General features: G+C 39.6%; 23 protein-coding genes. 10 read left to right on the top strand and 13 right to left on the bottom strand.

All coding sequences use genetic code 11. The features are described 5' to 3' along the window. Positions 1-41: 41 nt before the first annotated feature. The 4 genes from SLH55_RS17080 to SLH55_RS17065 all read left to right on the top strand — a co-directional run bounded on the left by SLH55_RS17080 (position 42) and on the right by SLH55_RS17065 (position 3,807). Positions 42-1,415: a sensor histidine kinase gene (locus SLH55_RS17080; protein ID WP_320324098.1), complete on the top strand. Its 1,374-nt coding sequence runs from the start codon at positions 42-44 to the stop codon at positions 1,413-1,415. Continuing rightward, complete coding sequence (locus SLH55_RS17075; RefSeq protein ID WP_320324097.1) at positions 1,415-2,101, top strand: response regulator transcription factor; 687 nt, start codon at positions 1,415-1,417, stop codon at positions 2,099-2,101. The genes SLH55_RS17080 and SLH55_RS17075 overlap by 1 nt, the downstream gene beginning before the upstream one ends. 27 nt (positions 2,102-2,128) lie before the next feature. Continuing rightward, positions 2,129-3,046, top strand: coding sequence for a F510_1955 family glycosylhydrolase (locus tag SLH55_RS17070; protein ID WP_320324096.1), 918 nt, complete (start codon positions 2,129-2,131; stop codon positions 3,044-3,046). Positions 3,047-3,141: 95 nt separating this feature from the next. Beyond that, entirely contained in the window at positions 3,142-3,807 is a 666-nt protein-coding gene (locus tag SLH55_RS17065) for a sulfite exporter TauE/SafE family protein (protein ID WP_320324095.1), read from the top strand. Between the two features lie 182 nt (positions 3,808-3,989). Here SLH55_RS17065 and SLH55_RS17060 read toward each other — a convergent pair whose 3' ends face one another. Further along, positions 3,990-6,032 (bottom strand): copper-translocating P-type ATPase, encoded by a 2,043-nt coding sequence (locus tag SLH55_RS17060; protein ID WP_320324094.1) that lies wholly within the window; start codon positions 6,030-6,032, stop codon positions 3,990-3,992. Positions 6,033-6,296: 264 nt separating this feature from the next. Then, the gene (lgt, locus tag SLH55_RS17055; protein ID WP_320324093.1) at positions 6,297-7,121 is read right to left on the bottom strand and encodes a prolipoprotein diacylglyceryl transferase; all 825 of its coding nucleotides are present in this window, start codon (positions 7,119-7,121) and stop codon (positions 6,297-6,299) included. Positions 7,122-7,292: 171 nt separating this feature from the next. Here lgt and SLH55_RS17050 point away from each other — a divergent pair, with 171 nt between their 5' ends. The 3 genes from SLH55_RS17050 (at position 7,293) to SLH55_RS17040 (ending at position 11,699) form a co-directional block, all read left to right on the top strand. Then, positions 7,293-8,888, top strand: coding sequence for a multicopper oxidase family protein (locus tag SLH55_RS17050; protein WP_320324092.1), 1,596 nt, complete (start codon positions 7,293-7,295; stop codon positions 8,886-8,888). A gap of 618 nt (positions 8,889-9,506) precedes the next feature. Continuing rightward, on the top strand, positions 9,507-10,331 hold the full coding sequence (locus SLH55_RS17045) for a cupredoxin domain-containing protein (RefSeq protein ID WP_320324091.1): 825 nt from the start codon (positions 9,507-9,509) through the stop codon (positions 10,329-10,331). A gap of 246 nt (positions 10,332-10,577) precedes the next feature. After that, a complete protein-coding gene (locus tag SLH55_RS17040) occupies positions 10,578-11,699 on the top strand; it encodes a cell wall-binding repeat-containing protein (RefSeq protein WP_320324090.1) in 1,122 nt (373 codons plus the stop codon). 45 nt (positions 11,700-11,744) lie between these two features. On the opposite strand, the gene SLH55_RS17035 is transcribed toward SLH55_RS17040, so the two are convergent. The 11 genes from SLH55_RS17035 to SLH55_RS16985 form a co-directional block, all read right to left on the bottom strand. Then, complete coding sequence (locus SLH55_RS17035; protein ID WP_320324116.1) at positions 11,745-13,178, bottom strand: MATE family efflux transporter; 1,434 nt, start codon at positions 13,176-13,178, stop codon at positions 11,745-11,747. Positions 13,179-13,398: 220 nt separating this feature from the next. Further along, complete coding sequence (locus SLH55_RS17030; protein ID WP_320324089.1) at positions 13,399-13,725, bottom strand: four-helix bundle copper-binding protein; 327 nt, start codon at positions 13,723-13,725, stop codon at positions 13,399-13,401. A gap of 323 nt (positions 13,726-14,048) precedes the next feature. Further along, the gene (locus tag SLH55_RS17025) at positions 14,049-16,664 is read right to left on the bottom strand and encodes a heavy metal translocating P-type ATPase (protein ID WP_320324088.1); all 2,616 of its coding nucleotides are present in this window, start codon (positions 16,662-16,664) and stop codon (positions 14,049-14,051) included. Positions 16,665-16,676: 12 nt separating this feature from the next. Further along, a complete protein-coding gene (locus SLH55_RS17020; RefSeq protein ID WP_320324087.1) occupies positions 16,677-17,000 on the bottom strand; it encodes a metalloregulator ArsR/SmtB family transcription factor in 324 nt (107 codons plus the stop codon). 210 nt (positions 17,001-17,210) lie between these two features. Next, the gene (locus SLH55_RS17015; RefSeq protein ID WP_320324086.1) at positions 17,211-17,366 is read right to left on the bottom strand and encodes a hypothetical protein; all 156 of its coding nucleotides are present in this window, start codon (positions 17,364-17,366) and stop codon (positions 17,211-17,213) included. A gap of 24 nt (positions 17,367-17,390) precedes the next feature. Next, positions 17,391-17,702, bottom strand: coding sequence for a hypothetical protein (locus SLH55_RS17010; RefSeq protein WP_320324085.1), 312 nt, complete (start codon positions 17,700-17,702; stop codon positions 17,391-17,393). 18 nt (positions 17,703-17,720) lie between these two features. Next, positions 17,721-18,131 carry a FixH family protein gene (locus tag SLH55_RS17005; RefSeq protein ID WP_320324084.1) on the bottom strand — a complete coding sequence of 137 codons (411 nt, stop codon included), beginning with the start codon at positions 18,129-18,131 and terminating at the stop codon, positions 17,721-17,723. A 10-nt stretch (positions 18,132-18,141) separates the two neighbouring features. Next, positions 18,142-18,726 carry an SCO family protein gene (locus SLH55_RS17000; protein ID WP_320324083.1) on the bottom strand — a complete coding sequence of 195 codons (585 nt, stop codon included), beginning with the start codon at positions 18,724-18,726 and terminating at the stop codon, positions 18,142-18,144. A gap of 125 nt (positions 18,727-18,851) precedes the next feature. After that, a complete protein-coding gene (locus SLH55_RS16995) occupies positions 18,852-20,960 on the bottom strand; it encodes a cation-translocating P-type ATPase (RefSeq protein ID WP_320324082.1) in 2,109 nt (702 codons plus the stop codon). A gap of 21 nt (positions 20,961-20,981) precedes the next feature. Next, positions 20,982-21,350: an ArsR/SmtB family transcription factor gene (locus SLH55_RS16990; RefSeq protein ID WP_159362698.1), complete on the bottom strand. Its 369-nt coding sequence runs from the start codon at positions 21,348-21,350 to the stop codon at positions 20,982-20,984. Between the two features lie 97 nt (positions 21,351-21,447). Further along, on the bottom strand, positions 21,448-21,942 hold the full coding sequence (locus SLH55_RS16985) for a hypothetical protein (RefSeq protein WP_320324081.1): 495 nt from the start codon (positions 21,940-21,942) through the stop codon (positions 21,448-21,450). A 286-nt stretch (positions 21,943-22,228) separates the two neighbouring features. Between SLH55_RS16985 and SLH55_RS16980 the strand changes: the two genes are divergently transcribed. From SLH55_RS16980 to SLH55_RS16970, 3 genes are read left to right on the top strand one after another with little or no spacing between them, the layout of a single operon-like run. Further along, positions 22,229-22,468, top strand: a complete 240-nt coding sequence (locus SLH55_RS16980) for a FeoA family protein (protein ID WP_159362700.1) — start codon at positions 22,229-22,231, stop codon at positions 22,466-22,468. Then, a complete protein-coding gene (locus SLH55_RS16975; RefSeq protein WP_198257882.1) occupies positions 22,469-23,197 on the top strand; it encodes a FeoB small GTPase domain-containing protein in 729 nt (242 codons plus the stop codon). Continuing rightward, on the top strand, positions 23,175-24,572 hold the full coding sequence (locus tag SLH55_RS16970) for a nucleoside recognition domain-containing protein (RefSeq protein ID WP_159644799.1): 1,398 nt from the start codon (positions 23,175-23,177) through the stop codon (positions 24,570-24,572). The genes SLH55_RS16975 and SLH55_RS16970 overlap by 23 nt, the downstream gene beginning before the upstream one ends. Positions 24,573-24,626: the final 54 nt, after the last annotated feature.

The raw sequence follows: 24,626 nt of genomic DNA, 5'->3' as shown, positions 1-24,626 counted from the left end.
AAAATGTAAACTTATTAATAGTTCAGAATTGAGGGTTGATAATGAAGATATCTACCAAGTTAACGGTATATTTCACGATTGCAGTATTTATTTTGGTTGTTTTCATCTTGATTTTTCTCCACGAAAGTATCGTGAACAGTAGGATAGATGAAGAAATAAATTCCATTCAATCCAGAGGTGAAAGTCATCGCGACATATTAGAGGATAACTACACTCAGCAAACCCTGCAGCATATAGCTCTGATGGAATCAAGAACAAGTGCGATCGTTGTTGTTACTGACAAACAAAAAAACATGATTATTACTTCGGACAAGGTTTCAGCTGAAATGGAAGGGGTTATAGAGAAAGCTGTTGTAGCTTCCTATCCCAATAGCAACATGCTAAAAAAAGACTACCGTAATGACGATTACATCGTATCTGTGTCTTCTTTTCGTGCAAGTTCTCAGGAAGGCTATATCTTTATGTTCAAACCTACTGGCCCTTTAAGAAAGCTAATCAAGGAACTAAATTCTCACTTTCTAATTGCAGGCTGGCTGAGTTTAGCACTAATGATTATTATTCACTTTATTCTTTCCAAGATTTTAACCCGGCCACTAATTAAAATGAAGGCTGCAACCGAGAGTATCAATAGAGGAGATTATGATGTCATGCTTCCTCAAGCAGGAAATGATGAAATTGGCCAATTGTCACAAGCCATACAAAAGTTGTCTGATGATTTAAAGACAATAAAAGCAGAGAGAGCTGAATTTCTAGCAAGTATCTCTCATGAACTTAGAACTCCTTTAACGTACGTACAAGGCTACACTACTATTGCAAAGAGAATAGAAATCGGGGAGCAGGAGCGAAAAAAATATCTTCATATTATCGAGGAGGAGACCGGTACCATTGTCCAGCTAGTGGAAAATCTATTTGAACTTGCAAAGCTTGATGAAAATACCTTTACTATTTACAAGGAAGCATTAGAAATTGGCCCTTTTTTAAATAGATTATATACAAGGGTAAAGCCAGCCTTTATTAATCAAAGTATTCAATTACATTTTTATTGTACAGTCGATATGGTCATCCACGCAGACCCGATAAGGTTGGAACAAATTTTCTTGAATCTGCTGGATAACGCTAAGAAGTATTCAAAAAAAGGTACGACGGTTACTCTTACTGTCACCTCTGACTCGACGAATGCTATCTTCACGCTTGAAGATGAAGGAATCGGTATCCCTGAAGATGAAATTCCTAAAATTTTCACCCGCTTATATCGCGTTGAAAAGTCTCGTTCAAGAGAACATGGGGGATCAGGACTTGGACTATCAATTGTAAAAGAGCTGGTCGAAGCACACAGGGGTGAAATTCAACTGAAGAGTACAATCGGAAAAGGAACGATTATACAGCTGATTATTCCTATCAAGGAGGGCTCTTAATGAAAAACATTCTTATTGTAGATGATGAAGCGAGAATGCTGAATCTCATTGAACTTTTTCTCAAACCGCATGGGTACTCATGTCTTAAAACTAACAACGGTCATGAAGCCATCCAGCACTTAAAGAAGGGAGAATTTGATTTACTGCTGCTTGATATCATGATGCCCGAGATGTCCGGGTGGGAAGTATGTGAAAAGATCAGGACATTTTCGTCAATCCCCATCATCATGCTTACTGCAAGGGACACAAAAGCCGATCTTATCAGAGGCCTTGAACTCGGAGCAGACGATTATCTCACAAAACCATTTGACGAAGAAGTGCTCCTGGCCAAAATTAAAGCAACATTGAGAAGGCACAAAAATGAATTTCCAACATCTAATTCACACCTCTTAACCAGAGGGGGATTTAGTTTGAATTATCAGTCATTCACACTAATTCATAATGAAAAACAAATATCACTTACTTTAAAGGAATTTAAATTACTGGAAGCTTTAATGAAAAAGCCGGAACAAGTGTATACAAGGCAGCAGCTTCTATTGATGGTATGGGATAATCATGCGGCAACTGAAATCCGCACGGTAGATTCTCATATCCGGAATCTTCGTGACAAGTTAAAATCCGCTCACTTTCCAATTGAAAATCACTTGACCACCATTTGGGGATTTGGTTATCAGTGGAAAGTATAAATAAACAAAAAGGCAGGAGAAAATTATATGAAACTTAATAAAGCAATTGGTATATTAATTGGGTCTGGATTACTAATAACCGGATGTTCCTCCACATCACAAGAATATAAGTTCGTAAGTCCAGAATCAGAAAATGTCGAGCACCTACATGGTGCGGGATATCCAAATAATGACGATGCTTTTTTTATAGCCACTCACAACGGACTCTATAAATATGATGAAAACAAATGGACAGAGGCTAATCGCAATAAACATGATTACATGGGATTCTCTCCATATAAAGACGGTTTTTATTCCAGCGGGCATCCTGAGAATGGTTCTGACTTGAAGAACCCATTGGGAATCATTAAGAGTACTGATCAAGGGAAATCTATAGACAAGCTGGCATTCTATGGGGAAACTGACTTTCATTATCTTTCTACAGGATATGAATCCGGTCAGTTGTTTGTCATAAACCAAGAATCTAATTCTACATTGGAAACAGGCCTTTATTCTTCAAGCGATGAAGGGGAAAACTGGAACAAGAGAAAAATGTCAGGAATCGATCCTGCTAAGATGATTGGACTTGCCGCCCACCCTCAAAAGAAAAATCTGTTGGCTATAAATAGTCAGGAAGGAATCTTTTTCTCTGAAGACGGGGGGGATACCTTTTCACCAATAAGGCAAGGAACACCGGTTACTAGTGTATTATTAAACGATAAAACCGGGGTATATTCGAGTTTAGGAGAAGATGGTATCAGATTGATTCAATTTAACTTGGAATCACTTGAAGAAGTAGAATTACCGTTACCTTCAATAAATAACGATAATCCTATTATGTTCATAGCACAAAATCCAAAGAATCAGTCAGAAATGACGATAGTGACATACAAAAATGATATCTACCGTACGTCTGACGACGGCAAGAACTGGACTGAAATTATGAACAGGGGAAAACCTGAGTGAAAATAATGAGTAAGGTTGTGTAAAGTATGTATGAAATATTAACTAGAATCAGTAATACATTAAGTCTCCCGTTTTATAATATGGTGGACAGTTTAATGGATTTTCCTATTTTAGTTGCATTAATCTTAGGTTTAATCGGTTCACTCGCGCCCTGTCAGCTCACTACGAATATCAGCGCTATTACGATTTATGGAACCAGCAGTATTCAGTCTAAAATGAAGTGGACAGAAGTACTTTTTTTCATAGCCGGAAAAGTCATTGCATTCTCTTTGCTTGGTCTATTATTTTGGTGGATTGGAAATGATTTCAAATCTAATAGCACTATTTTTTTCTCTGCATTCCGGAAGGTTATAGGTCCCATGATTATTTTTATTGGTTTATTTTTATTAGGCTTCTTCAAGTTGCGTTTCATTAATAAACTATCAAGTTGGATTCCAATTACATTTAAAGAGGGGAAATGGGGATCGCTTTGGATGGGAATAAGTTTTTCAGTTGCTTTTTGTCCAACTATGTTTATTTTATTCTTTGTAACCCTAATGCCAGTTGCCATTTCTTCTCCTTCAGGCTTTATACTACCGTCATTGTTTGGAATCGCTACATCTATTCCACTTTTAATTATTCTATTCATGATTAGCTTTTTGGAACTTGATGGATCGTTGATTAAGAAAAGCAGAAAGGTAGGTTCCTTGGTTCAGAAGTTTTCTGGGGCAGCCTTAGTTATCCTTGGGGTTTTTGATACGCTCACGTATTGGAGTTTGTAAACCAACAATTAAAAAAATAAATTCTCATGAGAAAGTATATGATATATGTAAATTTCATCTTCAAATGCATATATAGTAAAAGAGCATCGAAAGAGATGCTCTTTTACTATATTGTGATCTATGCTGTTAAATTTCTTAGAGTATTCCTCAAGTGAGTCACCTGCGCGTTACTCAAAAAAACCTTAAACTTTCAATAAACGTGCATTAATAGCTACTATCACGGTACTGAGTGACATTAGTACCGCTCCAATTGCCGGACTCAGTACAATTCCTGCATTGTACAGTACTCCAGCTGCCAGCGGAATGGCTACAATGTTATAGCCGGCAGCCCACCATAAGTTTTGAATCATCTTCCGATACGTTGCTTTCGATAATGAAATAATGGACACAACATCATTCGGATTACTCTTTACCAAAATAACATCCGCTGTTTCCATTGCCACATCAGTACCTGCTCCCACCGCTATACCAAGGTCGGCGTTTGCAAGAGCCGGTGCATCATTTACACCGTCACCTGTCATTGCTACTCTCAGACCTTCTTTTTTCACCTCCTTGATCTTATCAGCTTTTTGGTGAGGCAACACTTCTGCATAAACCTCATCAAGATCTAAACTATTCGCCACCCAGTTGGCCACCTGCTTGTTGTCTCCTGTCAGCATCATTGCACGGATGTTAAGTTCTTTTAACCGTTTAATGGCTTCCTTCGAGCTTTCCCTCACCTTATCCGCCAGAGCAATCATCGCAGATAATTCTCCTTCAACCAGTACAAACACAACAGTCTTTCCTTCACCCGACAGCTTTTGGTAGATATCTGCCTGATAGGAAATCTTCTCTTCAGCCATATAACCAGGACTGACCACCATTACGCTCTTGCCATTAATGGTCCCTTTAAGGCCCTTACCTGTAATGGATTGGAAGTTTTCCGGTTCTGATAACTTTATTGAACGTTTTTCAGCTTCCTCGAAAATCCCTCTTGCAATTGGGTGCTCTGACTGGGCTTCCAATGAGGCAGCGAGCCTTATAACTTCTTCTTCCGAATTTTCAACCAATTGTATATCAGTGATACCAAACTTACCTTCTGTCAACGTTCCAGTTTTGTCGAATACAATTGCATCAAGGATTCTTGCCCCTTCAAAGCTAGCACGATCTCGAATTAAGAGCCCCCTTTTCGCAGCAATTGCCGTCGATCTTGCGACTACGAGTGGAGCAGCCAACCCCAATGCGTGCGGACAGGCAATAACCATGACTGTTACCATTCTTTCCAATGCGTAAACAAAACTTTCCCCTATTAACAGCCACACTGCCATTGTAATGATGCCCGCTAAAAGAGCTATATAAAACAACCATTTAGCTGCACGGTTTGATAAGTCTTGTGTTCGTGACTTTGATTCCTGTGCTTCTTTCACCATCGTCACGACCTGTGAGAGATAACTGTCTTCCCCTGTTTTCTCCACTGAAACTGTCAAAGAGCCTTCACCATTGATTGAACCGCCAATGACTTGATCTTCTTTGAACTTTTCAACAGGTACTGATTCCCCTGTTAACATTGACTCATCAAGTGTGGATTCTCCTTTAATGATCGTTCCATCGACCGGTACTTTTTCCCCCGGTTTAATCAGAACCTTGTCCCCCTGTTTCAATTCTGAAGTCGGAACATCTTTTACATTTCCTTCTTCATCGACGAGGTGAGCCTCTGACGGCATTAACTTCACTAACTCCTCCAATGCACGTGAAGCACCCATGACCGATTTCATTTCAATCCAGTGGCCAAGGAGCATGATGTCAATCAACGTTGCCAACTCCCAGAAGAAGTTTTTTCCGGAAAGACCAAATACCGTAAGCGAACTATAGGCATAGGCTACGGTTATGGCCAAAGCAATCAGTGTCATCATTCCAGGTTCTTTTCGCTTTAACTCTTTCCAGGACCCTTCAAGAAATGGCCATCCGCCATAAAAGAATATAAACGTAGCAAGGCCGAATAAGATATACATATCGCCATTAAATCTTAAATCTATCCCTAAGAATTCCTGAATCATAGGTGAGAATATCAGTATCGGAATAGTGATGATGAGCGAAATATAGAACCTTCGTTTAAAGTCATCAACCATATGGGCATGATGGGAAGCATGATTTTCCTGCTCCCCGTGTACATGTTCATTTTTCATCCCTGGTTCTCCGTGAGACTCTCGGTGCTGATGATGATCATGTGAATTTTGATGATTCATCCAAATATTCCTCCTCCATAAACAATCTTTCAATTAGTAATGCCCCAAAAATATGCAGAATTCATGAAAATCCATATCTTTACTATTAACAAAAAAGCATAACAGTCAAGTTGCATGGCTGTTATGCTTCATAATAAGTTTAATAATTTTATTTGCTGCCATTGGTATGCACCTGATACTGACGGCATACTTTAGCATTTTCACTTTCAGAAGCGCGTGCATCACAAAATTTCAATGCTGCACATCCGTTGAACATGCAAATCATTAGTGCCTCCGATAGCTGTGAAGATATGGCTCAAGTCTATACTTCTTTCTACGGTAATACATCAGAAAAATAGCTATACCAATAATGAGCAACGAAATCAATTGAGCTACTCGAATACTGTCTGTAAGCATTAGACTGTCTGTCCTCATTCCTTCAACAAAAAATCTGCCCGTGGAATACCAAATCAGGTAAGTGAGGAACACATCTCCCTGCTTTAATTTTGTGAACTTTCTTCTAATAGTGATCAAAACAATAAATCCCAATAAATTCCACATCGATTCATAAAGAAATGTCGGATGATAATAATTACCCTCGATGAACATCTGATCGACTATAAAATCAGGCAGGAACATTGATTCTAGAAACTCCCCGCTCACTTGAGTTCCATGAGCCTCCTGATTGATGAAATTACCCCATCGTCCAATAGATTGCGCCAAGATCAAACTCGGTGCAGCAATATCGGTGACTTTCCAAAAAGATATGCCTTTTTTATAACAGTAAATAATTGTGGTTAATACCGCCCCAATCAACGCACCATGAATGGCTATTCCGCCTTCCCAGACAGCAATAATATTCAATGGATTTTCTTTATAGTATTCCCATTCAAAACTAACATAATAGATTCTTGCAAAAAGAATGGAAGTAGGAATAGCCCAAATCAAAAGATCCGGAAATACGTCATGGTCCAGACCTGTCTTTCTGGACTCTTTAGTAGCCAGCAAGAACCCTATCAGTATACCTAACCCTATTATTACTCCGTACCAGTAAACAGTAAAGGGTCCAGCTTCTATTGCTATACGGTCTATCGTGTTTATGTCCTCCACTGTAAAACATACCTCCTTTTAATAGGATAGTTTATCTGATAAATAAGGAGAAAATATGAAATGAGACACTTTTTTATATAACTGTGAACTTTTTTTGACATACATCTAATTTCATAAGTTTTGCATTTATTTTCATTAACCTAAAGTTATAACTTTTATGGAGGTAACGAGATGAAAAGGTTAATTTTATTTAGTTTTTTCTTGTTTTTCACAATCGTGTTAGCTGCCTGCTCTTCACAAGAAAACGACATGGGCAGCATGGACCATAGTGGTTCCAATGATAATGCCAAACAAAGTTCCACAAATTCTGAGGATCAATCAGATGGAGTTAAAACAGTCGATACGGAAACATTGACAGGTAACGAATTTACAATCACTGCAAAAGAAGGAATCCATCAACTAACTCCTACAACCAGCGTTAACGCATTAACCTTTAACGGATCAGTTCCAGGTTCACAACTTCGAGTCAAACAAGGGGAAGAAGTAAAAATTAATTTAAAGAATGAATTAAATGTCCCAGTTACTATTCACTGGCATGGAATTACTGTTCCTAATGACATGGATGGTATCCCAGGAGTCACTCAGAATGCCGTTCAACCCGGAGAAACTTTCCAGTATGAATTCACTCCTGAAGATGCAGGTACCTATATGTACCATACTCATCAAAATGCAGTCGAACAAATGGATAAAGGGCTATATGGATCTTTAATTGTCGAGCCAAAGGAAGTCAGCTATGACAGAGATTATACGCTCATGCTCGATGAATGGATAGGCGAAGAAAAGAACTCGGGTATGGATGAGATGGAAGGCATGGATCATGAAAAAATGAATTCAGAAGGGGTTCAGAACGAAGACTCTGAAAAAATGGAGAACGATGAGGGAAATTCTATGGGTCATGATATGAGTGAGTACGATGTATTCACAATAAACGGTAAAAGTGGGGAAGCAATAGAACCACTCAAAGTCAAGGAAGGAGAAAAGGTTCGACTTCGCCTTGTGAACGTTGGTTTTATGTCCCACAAGATACATTTACATGGACATGATTATAAAGTAGTCGCAATTGACGGTCAGGAAATAACGAATCCACAGAAACTTAAAGACGAAGTTGTCTCCATCGCTCCAGGTGAACGCTATGATATCGAATTCACTGCAGACAATCCTGGTGAGTGGTTCCTCGAATGTCATGGTGAAATGGAAGGCACAAATGGAATGAAGACTTTAATAAAATATGAAGGTGCAGAGACCAGCGTAGATAAGTCAAATCAAGCTCAAAAATTGCCGGAATTTAACTTTACATCGTACGGGGAACCTGAGGAGACTAAGTTCAGCCTTGATCAACAATATGATGTCGAATATACAATGGATTTGAATACCGCAATGAACCACGAAGGAATGGCCTATACAATCAATGATAAAACATTTCCTAATACAGAAAATATCAAGGTAAATGAGAACGACCTTGTAAAAGTTACATTGACGAACAATTCGAAAAGTGATGACCACCCCATGCATCTACACGGACACTTATTTCAAGTATTGAGTAAAAACGGTAAACCAGTAGAAGGTTCTCCCATTTGGAAAGACACAATAAATTTAAAGCCCGGAGATGAATACGTAGTGGCCTTTAAGGCAGATAACCCCGGAAACTGGCTATTCCATTGTCACGATCTTCATCATGCGAGTGCTGGAATGGTCAATATGGTGAAATACAATGGTTTTACACCAAATTTCACTCCAGACCCAGAAGCAAATAACCAGCCGGAATGATAAGTGTGCTTACTGAAAATATATTTACACTTAGGCTCTGGGAATGTTGGATTTACACAAAATGGTCCCTCACCATAACACAAGGTTGACTACCGAAATTATACAAATTTGGATTATTAGATAATAAGAAAACGAAAACTTCTCTACAGTAGGTATTGGACAATCAAAATACTAGAGAAGTTTTCATTTTTATACTTCATCTGCTTCTGAGTAACCCATCAATTATTTTGTATTATTCTTCCTTTATCTAAAACTGCTCTAATAATTAATCGTGTTCCAGAATTACATATAAATCACTATTTCATGATCTCTTTTTTTCTTGCTTCTTAGTTTAAAAAGTAAAATAGTAATAATCGTTGATTTAATAATATTTGTTTATGATATTGATTAAATTTTGCATCTAACGGGGTTTTTCCCTAAAGATCAAATGATTTCGATAATTTTGGAATGCCTTGTCTTTTCTTCTCATATCATGTAAGCAAACAAAGGGGGGAGATAACGATTCAACCATATCAACTATTTATTTCAATCACTCTTTTTCTCTTAGTCTTGGCTTGTATGGTTATTGGTATAGTATTTAAAAAACGGTTGCATCCCATGTCATACATGGTGATTTGCATGTATACAGGAATGAGTATCGGATTGACACTAGGAGTAATGTTCGGCGCACTATACAAAGGGGATTTATTCTATTCCACTTTATTATCTATAGGGATAGGAAGTGCTGCCGGACTGCTGATAGGACTCATCCACAGTCCACTTTCTTCCATAGAAGGTTTAATGGCAGGATTAATGGGTGGCATGATGGGAGCAATGTTAGGAGAAATGATTTCTCCTAACGAATCTATTGTGATTTTGAAGGTTTTGTCTGTGCTTTCATTAAGTTCTATATTTCTATTTTTTATTTTTCCGCTAACCAAACCTGAACAAAACTTAATTACGAAGAAATGGCTATTTAAGCCTTTGATTGTCTTCGTCACCTTCCTTATATTTTTGGTTTCTAGTGAACTAATTTTTAAATCTGCAACTATGCCCTATGCAGAATCACCTAAAGAACAGACGGGGTATCAATCCCAATATACTCATAACAGTTCAAACCAGCATGAAGAGATACACACAATCAACATCATTGCATCCGATATGCGCTATCAGCCATCCACCTTAACTGTGGCAAAAGGCACAACTGCCAGAATTGTGTTGCAAAACGACGATCAAGTAGAACACGATATTGAAATTAAAGGAATTACAGCTAATATTACTGATTCACCTGGTGGTGGCGGGCACGACCACTCTTCTTCTAATGAATCATTCCATCTTCATGCTCAAGCAAACAGTTCAAATCAACTAGAATTTCTTCCTTCTGAAAAGGGAGTGTATGAATTTTTCTGCACCATCCCTGGGCATAAAGAAAAAGGAATGACCGGTTTGCTGATCGTAACTTAATTTATATTTAAAGAACCTCTTCTAAGGGGTTCTTTTTGTGTATTAGATATCAGTGATAGCAAAGTAATAAAACTATTTCCCCACACTTAAAGCGCTTTTCTTACTTATTACATTTTACGTAATCGGTTAATTTAAAAAAATTCACAACCAAAAACTCATCGAATAAATATTGAATCCTTTCATCTGCAAACAATCTGCAATCCCTTAGGGAATATGCTAGTTATATTCAATATTTAGGAGGATTCGATGAAAACACATAAACAATTAGAACAGTTTGCCAGTAAACCTAATTCTTATAACGATCGCGCAGGGGTTAACCTTAAGACGTATGATACGAAAAATGTCTCGAGACTAAATACAGATAATACGCTGGAGGCTTCAATCTATACTTCCCAAATGATTTGGCCGGCGACACATGATGAAACCAGACCTGGCACTGTTATTCTTTTCCCGAATAAATCGTGGAGTATTGGCTTGGCCTCGGTAAATTTTATTCATCACCCAAATAACGGACCTGTTTTTCATTTTGACTCGGAAGGTGTGTCGGAAGAAGTGCTTAATGAAATCGACAGACTACAACCTAAAGGAAATTCTGAAGGGATTCAAATAATGGTTATGGGAGACATTACTGATCATGTGAATGAACAATTGGCTTCTTATAAGGTTAAATCGTTAACAGCAGAGACGGCTGCTCAGTTTGCTTTTAAAGTCGATGAGGAATATGCAAGATTGACAGATGAGTATCCTGAAAATATCCTCGTTGTATCCTCCGAGGATCATGCAAAGCTTTTTTCTCTAGTAGCTGGTTATTGGATTGCTCATATGCCTGAGCCCATTTTATATGTAGAAACGAATGGCGTTCCATTAGAAACAATTAAAGCCCTGAAGAAAAGAAAGAATCCAAATATTTATATTGTAGGACCTGAAAAAATAATTTCTAAACAAGTAGAAGAAGAACTGAGCATGTATGGTAGCGTTACTAGAATTCCAGGAGATAATCCCGTCGATGTCTCAATTGAATTCACAATGTTTAAAGACCAGGATAGGGGTTTTGGATGGGGTATCGACAAGCCAGGGAGGGGGCTTTCCTTCATCTCAACCTCCCAGCCTGAATTGGCCATTACTACAGCTCCATTTTCCCACCTGGGAAAGCATTGTCCGCTAATTTGGCTGGACCAAGGTAAACTGGAGGACTCTGTTTATCATTTCCTTGCAAAGATTAAACCTACTTTTCAAGATAGCCCCCAAGAAGGTCCATATAATCATTCCTATTTAATGGGGAGTATTGAAACCATCTCTTATGAGACCCAGGGGATAATCGATAACAAGCTTGAAATCGTTGCAAAAAGTGACGGGGGACACCACTAAATCATGAAATAAAAAAGATGGAGCCAAGAATCGCTCCATCTTTTTTTAGTAGTTATTCACACACGCTGACATATTCTCCTTCGATGTTTGAGGGTGGCAATGAGATTCTGGGTCTTCTTCCGGCTCCACTTTCACCACAATCCACTTGTCACGATGAAATTGTAGGGTTAGTACGACGGCTCTAAAGGCAATATCCAAACCAATCGCCATCCATACACCTAGCAGCCCCCATTCAAGCTGAATGCCCAATACATAAACAAGTAACGTTCGGATAGCCCACATACCGATTCCTGTTAAATACATCGGAAATTTTGTATTATTCGCTCCTTGAAAGGCACCTGTTAAAACAAGGACAACTGCCAAAAATGGCTGAAATACTCCTGAGACTTTCAATGCTGTTCCAATGTTTCCGATCACTACTTTGTCTTCTGTAAATAAACTTCCTGCCCATCCGCCTAAGCTAAATAATATGAGTCCAAAGACAGCCATACTTCCAACTGCTAAAAATACACACAGTTTAGCATATGTTTTCGCTTCATCAAACTTACCGGCTCCAACCTGCTGACCTACCAGAATCGTTGCTGCTGTGGCAAATCCAAACCCGATCATGTAAGAGAACACTTCAATGTTACCAGCAATCTGATGAGCTGCGAAAACATTGGTTCCAAGAGCCACCACAAATCCAAAATAAACAATTTGACCTGCTCTCATAATCAATCGTTCTCCTGCTGCGGGAGTCCCTAGGATAAACAGCTCTTTTAAATGAACAGGATCTACTTTCCAATATTCTTTTTTGAAAGTTAAAGAAGTATTTTTTTGAGTATAGCGAAATAGTATAAAAGTTCCTAGTGCACGTGCTACGACTGTAGCAGTTGCTGCACCGACTATTCCCATTTCAGGTATGACCCAAAAACCAAAGATAAACACGTAATCCAGTGCCGCATTCACAATGTTGATGATAATACTCGTCTTCATCGGGGACTTTGTGTCACCTGCCCCCCTGAGAATAGCACTCAAAACGAACATCAAGGCCATAAATACAGATGGAATGGCAACAATCCTAAAATATGTCACCCCTGCATCAAGTACATTGCTCTCAATCCCCATTAATTTAAGCAACGGCTCTGCAAAAAATATAGTAATAATTCCAGTAATTATACCCACAACAATCGTTACAATAATTGATTGTTGTGCAATGTGCCGTGCCTTCTCTATTTTATTGGCACCTATAAAGTTAGCAATATATACATTAGCCGCGACCCCAAGGGCCATAAATAGAGCGAAATATATAGCGAGTATAGCATTTGTTACCCCTACAGCCGATACTTGTATTAGGCCCAATTTTGAAACAAAGTACGTATCAACAAAACCTAAGATAGTCTGAAAAAAGTTCTCCACAACTGCGGGTAGAGCGAGTAGAAGGATCAGCTTTATCTTTTTTCTGTTAGTATCTGCTTCTTGAACCTTTTTTCCTTCAATGTTTGTCGTCAGTTTTAACCACTCCTAACATCATTTTCTACCTTACCTATATCTTTCCCTGAAAATATGAATAATTTATGCAAAACAATAAACACATATGTATTAAGGATAAGCATTCACTTGAATAGTCAAAATATCGTTTTCATTTTGATTTCATATTTTATATAATTGCTGAACCTAAAACAGGAGAGACATTCGAACTGTCTCCCCTGTTTTAGGTTTAAGCGATTTTTTTACACTCTTCTGCACAATTAAAGCAGGCATCTGCACATTCTTGACAATGATCATGATCATGTTTCTTACATTCTTCTCCACACGTTTCACAAATCTTCGCACACACTTGAGCCAGTTCAGTTGCGAATGGTGTCCCTCTTACTAGGGATTGTTCTAAGTATGCACACATATCCGCACATTCTCGATCTAACCGAATGCACTCTTTCATCATGTTGATATCTTCTTCCTTTAAACAAGCATCGTAGCAATGATTACAAGCTTCCATACACTCATGCAGCGCTTTGATAGCAGATTGGTACCTTTCATGTGACATCTTACATTCCTCCTTAGGATTTGAGTTATTTGTTACATAATTACTATATCCAGTTATCATGCCAATAAACGAATAAATAATATTTTTATCGCTCGTAGAAAGTTATTTTTCGTTTGCATGGATAGTGCATATTTTGTGGGTATAAACCGTACTGCTCACCGGAGATACCTGGTCAATTGATATTTGTGTTCAGCAAAAGAATTTGCAATCCAGCATTTAATAAGAGAAAGGATGTGAGCTTCTTTGACTTAACAAAGAAGCTATCAATCAAAAACAGACCACTTAATTAAAAGTGGTCTGATCAACACGGAAACAGCTTTCAACTATTTTACTTTTAAAAGGCGAAGAGCATTTAATATGACAATGATTGCAGCCCCTGTATCGCTCAGAACTGCCAGCCACAGTGTCAGCCAGCCTGGGAAAATCAATGCCAATGCAACAAATTTCACAATCAATGAAAACCAGATGTTTTGTTTGATGATTGTGAGTGCTTTTCTGCTCAAATTGATCGTGTGAGGCAGTTTTTCAAGATTATCCGCCATTAATACAATGTCGGCCGTTTCCATCGCAGTGTCTGTGCCTGCACCGCCCATTGCGATTCCTAAATCAGCGGTGGCAAGTGCAGGCGCATCGTTAATGCCGTCCCCGACCATCGCTACCTTGTGGCCTTCGCTTTGTAACTTCTTAATGGCATCTACCTTATCTTGAGGTAAAAGCTCAGCAAAATAACGATTGACGCTTGCTTCCTTTGAAATCATTTTGGCGGTGCCTTCATTATCGCCGGTCAACATCACGACCTGGCCAATTCCAACTTTTTTCAAACCATCCAATGCTTTTACAGTCGTTGTACGGATCGAGTCAGCAACAGAAATGACTCCGAGGATCTCCTGTTTTGTACCGACGATCACGACCGTCTTCCCTGTGCTTTGTAGCTCTTGAACGATTGTTTCAGCCTCGTCTAAAGGGAGGTTCATTTCTTCAAATAGCCTTGAATTTCCTGCATAGTGTATGACCCCATCAATGGTAGCCTGAACCCCTTTTCCCACTATGCTTTTAAAGAACTCCCCATCTTTAGATTCAATCCCTTTCTCATTGGCAAACCCTACAATAGTTTGTGCAATCGGATGTGTCGAATACTCTTCTAATGTCAGAGCAATGGATAACAACTCTTCTTCTGTTGCATGAAACGCCTTTACTTCAGAAACCTTTGGCTTCCCTTCGGTTAAGGTACCCGTTTTATCAAACGCAATGGCCGTAATCGCACCTGCTTTTTCAAGGAATGTACCACCTTTGATTAAAACACCGTTCTTCGCTGCATTGCCAATTGCCGAGACAATCGCGACAGGTGTGGAAATGACCAGGGCACATGGACAGGCAACGACTAACAATTCGAGCCCTTTGTAAAACCAATCTCCCCAAGTACCAAAGCCAACCAGTGGCGGAAGAACCATGACGACCAACGCGAGCACGAACACAATAGGCGTATACACAGCTGCAAACTTATCGATGAACGCCTGGGTAGGGGCCTTCTGTTCCTGGGCTTCCTCCACCAGGTGAATAATTTTTGCAATGGTTGTATCTTCAGCAAGCTTCGTGACACTTATTTCAAGAGACCCATTCTCGTTTATTGTTCCCGCATAGACCAAGTCTCCGGCTTCTTTATCCACCGGGATGGATTCACCGGTGATTGGGGCTTGATTGATACTTGATTCACCAGTTATAATTTCCCCGTCCAGCGGGATTCTGTCCCCGGGTTTCACAATTAATACTTCACCAATCTTCACTTCTTCCACTGGCTTCTTCTTTAACTGTGCCCCTGCTTTAATCCATGCTTCAGATGGTGCCAGATTCATCAAGTTCCGGATAGAATGTCTGGTTTTCTCAATTGACATGTTTTGAAGGGAAGTTCCCAAGGCAAACAGCCAAACCACCGTGGCTCCTTCAAGCCACTCCCCAATCAATGCTGCCCCAATTGCAGCTGCTGACATCAATACATTCATGTCCAACGAACGGCTTTTGATCGAATAATAAGCACTTTTAACCGGCTTATAGCCGCTGATGAACATAGCAGCTGCATACAACAGTGTGGTCAACAGATAGGAAACATCTGTTAACGACCCTAAGAAACCAAGAGCAATCAAAATTCCGGAAGTGATGATGACTCCATATCCTTCTTTTCTATTTGAAGTTTCAGTGCTTCCATCCTGCTTTGATTGCAAGGATGCATGAAATCCAATCTTTGAAACTTCAGAAACGATGTCTTCCACACGGTTCTCATGATCCACTTTCATTTTTCCCGTTGAGAAATTGACACTTACATGCCGGACTTCAGGAATCGTATTTAAATGGTTTTCAATGCTCTTGGCGCAGCTTCCACAATCCATCCCCTCAACAGCATATATCTTCATATTCCTGTTTTGATTTTTAGGTTCGATCTTAAATCCGAGTTTTTGTACTTCTGATTCTACCAAATCAAAATTGCTGCCTGCTACTTGAAGCTTTGCAGAATTATAGTTCACCTTCGCTTCGTCAATTCCCTCCACCTTTACGAGAGCTTTTTCAATCGACAATCCACAAGAAGGGCAATCCATCCCATAAATCCGGTAATCAGCTATTTCAGATGTGGATGAAAAAGCTTCAGTCTCCCTAGTCCTATGATTGCTGGATGAGCAGCAAGACCCGTTTTTCACATCAACATGTTCGGTCGTTCCAGTACTGCTGCAGCATGATTTCTCAGAATCTTTATTTTCTTCGATTTGGTTGCGTTCATGGTTGAACGCAACCAATCCCTCTTCCTTTTTACGCGAAGTTTCTTGGCTGTTGCAGCAGCCTTTAGGTTCTTGTTTTTTCTCAGCATTACCTTGACTGCTGCAGCAGCTTGCTGTTCCGGTCTCCTTGTTGGTTTCTTTTTCTCTTGAGTTGCAACATGACTCTCCCATTCAATCCACCCTCTACACGATATGATTGCTGCAGCACGCAACATCATTTTCAACTTCATCCAGCACCACGTCAAACATATCAAGCAAATCACGGACATGCTGGTTGCTTACACTATAATACGTATACTTTCCTTCCTGCCGTCCGACAATCAGCCCGCAGCCCCTTAAGCAGGCAAGATGCTGGGAAATACTCGACTGGCTCCCATCCAGTTCCCCGACTATCTGGGAAACCGTCTTTTCTTCCGTTTTAATACTCTCTAATATCTGTATCCTGATTTTGTGGGCAAATCCATGCAGGAACTTTACCTTTGTATCCAAATCAATTTTTGTACTCATATTCTTGTCTCCTATCACATTAGAAATTGCTAATATGTACAACTAACATATTAGCAATTTCTAATATGTGTGTCAAAATTAATATAAATTTGTGCTGCAGGGGTGCAATACACAGGTAATTCGGAAACAACATAAAAGAGCCCATCCATACGGACAAGCTCTTCGAAAATTACTGATCGTACCAAGATAGCAGCAGGCGACATAGCCGCCCTACTTATTGTCAGCTGATGCAACAGAACCTGAATGATCACCTGTTTGTTCCAACTTCTTAATCTCTTTGGATGACTTTCTCTTAAAAAACAGAACTACTAAACCTGCAGGAATTGATAAAATCAAATAAGCCAAAATGAGGTTAATAATATCCATCTTCTCATTCCTTTCTATTGTGTATCACCACTCAAATTCTGACTCCCCTGTAGCGCGATGAAATAAGGTCGTCCTCTTATCAGTGAGTGCTTCTTTAGTACACGATGAATTTGCTTCATAATTAAGTTCATCAAGTTTACCAACCGTTGTTTCTTCCAAGAAATTTGTAGCATCAGCCTGATTGAAACAAGGAGGCGCAATATACGTCTTTTTATCATGATCAAGGATCACTCTGGTTGAATCCGGAGGGCTTAAGTTAAATGGCACATAAAAGAATACAGCCATCCCGACAATCAAGATGATACTCGCAATTCGAATATATTTAAATAATCCCAAGTCTGCTGCACCTGCTTTCTATTGAACATTCACTTCTACTTTTGGCATGTTGTGAAGATCCCTTGCTGTTACATGGGCAATGATGAAATACTTCCCTTTTTCATCGAATATATAGTCGATGGCATATTGTCCATCCTTTTTAAGTTTAGCTTCTTTCTTTATGTGATCTTCCTCAGATACACCTTCCTTCCAGATTTCAAACAGGACTTCATCTGCATCGGACACCTTTTCTTCACCTTGGGTAACGATGGCGCTTACTTGAGTGGTTTTACCGGCCGAAAGTTCACCAGGATCGGTTTTCACTTTAACTTCTAACATTTGAGGCACTTGACCTTCTTCTTTGTCATTTTGCTTTTCGTCGGACCCGCAAGCTGCCAGAATCCCAATTGAAAGCATGATACTAAACAAGAAAATGATTCTTTTTTTCATCTATTCCACCCTATTCATACGGTTTTTTCAAGAGCTTGATGTCGGATACGATTTCTTCATAAGGGACATCCTGTACCCCGCTGTAATTCTTGACGACTTTCCCTTCTTTATTCACCAAATAGAAGCTGGTGCCGTGGATGACTTGATCTGAGGAAGGATCATCCCTTACCAATACCTTAAACGACTCTTCGGCAAGTGAGCTGATTTCTTTTTGGTCATATCCAGTGAGAAGATCCCATTTCTTTGTATCCGCTTCATAGTTGCTTATGTATTCTTTCAATTTTTCCGGAGTATCGACTTCCGGATCAACGCTGAATGAAACAAACCGGACATCGTTGATTCCTTCCTCTTTTAATTGTTTTTGAATTTTCGTTAGGTTATACGTCATTGGAGGGCAGACAGTTTCACAACTGGTAAAGATGAAATCTGCAATCCAAATGTCGCCCTTCAGTTCTTTTAACCCTACCTCTTCATTATTTTGGTTCATATAGCTGAAATCCCTTACCTTCCAATCTGTTTCCGCTTCAAATTCTGCACACCCGGAAAGAACAAGCATTGCAGAGATGAGAATACTAATCCAATAATATTTCTTCATTATTCGTCCTCCAGTGTATTAATTATCATAAATGTATCATGAGCATCGGGCTGGACAATGTATGAAAAATGATCATAATGTGACAATCATAAATAAAAGGAGCAGAAACCATCCTGCTCCTTTTATTATTTTATAGCTTTTTGTTTTTCCCCCAGCATAACCGTAAGACTTATCAATGTGACCAAAATAGTTGCGCCCATATCAGATAAGATGGCAATCCATAGTGTCAGTAACCCTGGAATGGTCAAGAGCAATGCAATCAGCTTTAATCCCAATGCCAATGAGATGTTGATCTTAATAATTTTATTGACCCGTTTAGCAATCTTTATGGCTGATGGGAGTTTCCCAAGATGATCCTGCATCAGTACGATATCGGCTGTTTCTATTGCACTGTCCGTTCCTTTGCCCATTGCGATGCCCAAATCCGCTGTCGCTAATGCCGGAGCATCGTTAATACCGTCCCCCACCATGGCAACCTTTCCTTGGCTTGTGAGTTCTTTTACTTTAGAGACTTTTTCATCCGGAAGGAGACTAGCAAAATAGTCTGTCAGTCCCACTTGTTTTGCCACTTTTTCTGCTGTCTTGTCATGGTCGCCTGTCAACATGACCGCATTTTTAATACCAGCTAAATAAAGGTCTCCTATAATTTCCTTACTTTCTTCCCTGATTTCATCCGTGATCCCAAATAGTCCAAGAACTTCTGTATCACTTGACACAATCACAAGCGTATATCCCATGTCTTTTAGCGTTTGAATACTTCTCTTCACTTCAGACGGAACGGAAAAATCGAGGCTTTTCTCATTTCCTACTTTGTAGGTTTTCCCATCGATTACTGCGGATACTCCTTGACCCGAGATCGTATTGATTTCTTCCGGTTCTGAATATGTTTGGCTTTCAGCGTCTTCGCTTATCTTTTTCATGACTGCTTTTGCGATTGGGTGTGAAGAGGATTTCTCTATTGACCCAGCTATTCGGAAAAAGTTTTCTTTCTCGTACACCACCGTTTCCTCTACATAAGGATGCCCTTTGGTCAGAGTTCCGGTTTTGTCAAATGCAATCGTATCAATCTTCCCTAGCTGCTCAAGGAAAACGCCGCCTTTGACAAGGATTCCGTTCTTCGCGTTACGGGCAATACCGGAGACGATGGCAATTGGAGAAGAAAGAATCAATGCACATGGACATCCGACAATGAGAACAGCCAGCCCTTGATAAAACCATGAACCCCAATCCCCATCTAAAAGAAGAGGCGGTACCAGCATCACTAAAGCGGAAACTGCCATAATGAGTGGTGTGTAATAACGGGCAAACTTGTTTATGAATTGTTCTGTCGGTGTTTTTGTTTCCTGAGCTTCTTCCACCAGGTGCAGGATTTTTGCTAGTGAAGAATCTTTGTATTCTTTTGAAATCCTTACCTTTAATACGCCTTCATTATTGATACTTCCACCAAACACCTTTTCGCCGGGCCCCTTTTCAACCGGCATGGCTTCTCCTGTGATGGCTGCTTCATTGACAGAGCTTTTACCTGATTGAACCACTCCATCGGAAGGAATCTTTTGTCCGGATTTGACCAGGACAATGTCTTCAATCATAAGCGAGCTTATGGGAACCACTCTTTCTTCTCCGCCTTCAAGGAGAATCGCTTCTTTAGGTGCAACCTTCAGCAGTTCTTCCATCGACTTCCTGGCCTTTTCCATCCCCATTCCTTCAAGCAGTTCATTGAGCCCGAACAGAATGGCAACCAATGTTCCTTCTTTCCATTCCCCAATCGAAAAAGCACCGATGAGCGCGATTGTCATGAGAGTATCAATATTGAATTTGAACTTAAGTAAGTTTTTTGCTCCTTTGATGAATGTCGGATAACCACTTGTTGCAGCTGCTGTTAAGTACAAGAGAACGGGTACTATATTGTCCAATTGTGTATCGACATATATGGCAGATAGAAAAATGATTGTAGAGATTCCCAGCAATATCTTCATGGTACTGCTGTTAGTGTGAGAATGATCATGATCGTGGTCATGGGAATCATTGTCACCTTCTTGATCTTTCAAGATGGCAGCTCCATCCGAAGAAAGGATTTTTTCAACCCTTTTAAGATCGACACCTTCAGTCAGAACCATCTTACTGCTGTTATAAAGTATTTTGGAGCCTTCCCCATTCTCGAGCTTATTGATTTCCTCTTCCATTTCCCTCGCGCAATTTCCGCATGAGAGTCCTTGCAGTTTATATTCGTTCATATTGTATCCCCCATTAAAACATTAGTGATGTCTGGCGTGGTGCATGGTTTGTTGAAGCATATTCATCACGTGATCGTCATCAGCAGAGTAATATAGAGTCGTTCCTTCCCTTCTATATTTAACCAAGCGTAAATTCTTCAGAAAACGCAGTTGGTGTGAAACAGTTGTTTGCAATAATGAAAGTTTTTCCGCGATCTGATTAACTGAATGCTCTTCCTGTGCAAGCAGATGAAGAATCTTTACACGCGTAGGCTCAGATAAAGCTTTAAATGTCTGAGTGACAATAAAGAGCGTTTCCTCATCAATGTCTTCGCAATCGCTCGTTTCTACCTGATCAACCTTTGTTTTGTTCAATTCAATTAATTTCTCGTCTTTTTCATTTTTCCCCATACTGACACTCCTATCCTATTCCAATATATGATTATGTGTTCATGTATTATAATTTATATGATAAAAAAAAGATCTGCTTTTGTCAAACAGATTTCCCTCACGTTTCAAATAAATGCATCAACGCATAGATTAGCGATCCTAGTGCAACACCAACAACCCAGTTTGCTATATGTTCATTCACTTGATAATTAGTACCAGCCAACACAGAAAAGTAAAAGACCAGAGTAATAACGATTACAGAAGCACCCGCAGAAGCAAAACGCACCTCATTTCCTTGTTTGAACAATAGACCCGCTATTCCTACCCCCTCACCTAAGTGGTGGATGAACATCCCCTTCAATTGCTTCATCGCCAATATTCCATCGATGGCTGACGTGACCCCAATACTGAAACCAGTCGGAATGCTATGCAGAATAAAGCCTGAGATCATTGCAATGAATGGCAGCCTCCTGCTCGTGCTTATTTTCCGATCAGTAAGCCGAGTCAATGCATAAAAGAAGACAACAGCATTTGTACTCCCCAACAAGACACCAGTGTAATCGTACTTCCCAATAATATGCGGAATGAACTCCAATATTATAAATAAAACCATGCCTATCCCAATCAAGTTCGTGAGGATTTTTTTATTCTTGCCAATCAGATTATATGTAAAAATACCGATTACACCCCCTATGATTAAAGGAATCCCTACGTATAAACCTGTATAAATGTGAATATCAGCACCCCCTTTCCACTAGTTAACTTTATTCAGTAAAAAGTACAAACATTCGTCAATAAAGCTATTGACAAAATCAAATTTCGGTCATACGATAAAGAAAAAGTTGCACTAAGGAAAAAAAATAAACTTAATAAAAAATATGTGAAGGGTGGTAAAACAAATGCCTTTGTCCACAAATAGACTATATGACCTTGAAGAAGGCAAAAGTATGAGAATTACAGAATTGCATCTTACTGGGGTAATGAGAAGACGATTATTAGATTTGGGTTTTGTACCTGGGGGCATTATCACGTCCGTTAAGAAAAGTCCTTTAGGCGATCCCACCGCATTTCGAGTAAGTAATACAATGATTGCTTTAAGAAAAGAAGAAAGTACAAAAATTATTGGGGAGCTGGTTTAATTGGATAACCAAAGGACATATCGTATTGCACTGGCAGGTAATCCGAATACCGGGAAATCAACTTTGTTCAACCTGTTGACTGGTTTACGCCAGCACACAGGAAACTGGCCGGGTAAGACTGTATCCCAGTCAAAGGGTTACTTCGATCATCTGCAGACCTCATATGAAATCATTGATCTGCCTGGGACGTATTCACTGTTTTCAAATTCACTTGATGAAGAAATAGCCCGGAATTATATTGCTTTTGAAAAACCGGATATCACTATTGTTGTATTAGACTCCACCTCCTTAGAGAGAAATCTCAATATTGCTTTACAGGTAATGGAGATTACGAACAAAGTAGTGATTTGCTTGAATTTAATTGATGAGGCTGAAAAAAAGGGAATTCATATCGATGAACAAAAACTACGTAACACACTTGGAGTACCTGTATTGAAAATATCAGCACGAAATAAAATCGGAATAGAAAACATGCTGAACACAATCAGTGACATCGTAAAGAACAACCGTACGTTTGCTCCCATTAATATCAAGTACTCAGAGGAAATAGAAAATAAAATCTCAACGTTACAACCTGACATCGAAGCTGTATATGATGATTTTCTACCATCAAGGTGGATTGCACTGCGACTGTTGGAAGGTGATGAAAGTGTTATTGAAGAATTAAATCAGCGAGTATTTAAGAACAGAAAAGGAGGGAAAGAGTATGAATTTGCATCAGGAGAGTAGTGGTGAAATCACTTTACTTAAACAAAAAGCTTTTAATCTTTCCTCTGAATCAATACGTGATGAAATTGTATCAAGTGCATTTCGGCATACACAGGCCATTTGTCAAGACGTGACAAAAGTGAAGGATCAAAGCAAATTGTTACACACAGAAAAACTTGATAAAATCCTTACCTCAAGATTATTTGGGTTTCCAATTATGCTTGCAATGCTGGGAATCGTCATTTATTTAACAATTGCCGGCGCTAATGTTCCCTCTTCCATGCTTGCCAGCTTTTTTGGATGGCTTGAAGGATACCTGACATTGGGATTCCAGACCATCAACGCTCCTGATTGGCTTCACGGGGTACTAGTATTGGGACTTTACAGAGGAACATCTTGGGTAATCAGTGTTATGCTGCCGCCAATGGCCATCTTCTTTCCAATGTTTGCCCTTTTAGAAAATTACGGATATCTGCCCAGAGTAGCCTTTAATATGGATCGTTTGTTTAAAAAAACCGGTGCACACGGAAAACAATCCCTCACAATGGCAATGGGATTCGGATGCAATGCAGCTGCAATCATGTCTACCAGGATCATTGAATCGCCTCGTGAAAGAATGCTTGCGATCCTTACCAATAATTTCGTTCCTTGTAACGGCCGATGGCCAACACTAATATTGCTTGCATCCATATTTATGGCTGCCGGATTCACCGGTGCTGCTGGAACTCTTGTAACTGCAGGAGTTGTGGTCGGGATGGTCGTATTTGGTATTATTGTTACACTTGCAGTCTCATGGATTCTTTCAAAAACTGCACTCAAGGGAGTTCCAACCCATTACACATTGGAACTGCCTCCATACCGCAAACCACAATTTATGAACACCATCATAAGAGCGACAATTGATAAATCAGCCTTTGTATTAAAAAGGGCCATTGTCATTGCCGCCCCAGCTGGTGTACTAACTTGGATTCTGGCTAATATCATGGTCGGAGATACGAGTATCTTAATGCATATCGTCCAGTTTCTGGATCCGTTCGCACAACAACTTGGCTTGGATGGATTTATCTTAATGGCATTCATTCTGGGTCTCCCTGCAAATGAGATCGTTCTCCCAATCCTATTAATGGGATACTTATCGACCGGAGCAATGATCGAGGTGGAGGATCTGGATTCATTAAAGAAAATTTTCATTGATCAAGGGTGGACCTGGATCACAGCTTTAAATATGATGTTATTTTCACTACTCCACTACCCTTGCGGAACGACCCTGATTAATATCTATAAAGAAACAAAAAGTAAAAAGTGGACATTCTTGTCCTTTGCAATCCCTACAGGTTTGGCTATAGCAGTCACGTTCGCAATTGCTCAATTAGCAAGGATCTTCGGGTGGGTGTAATATATCATCACCAGGTCTGTGATATGATCAGATCTGGCTTTTATGAAAGGGAGG

Source organism: Rossellomorea sp. YZS02 (genome assembly GCF_033963925.1).
Lineage (GTDB): Bacteria > Bacillota > Bacilli > Bacillales > Bacillaceae_B > Rossellomorea.
The sequence above is the reverse complement of the archived record's forward strand: the minus strand, read 5'-3'. Positions and strand labels throughout refer to the sequence as shown.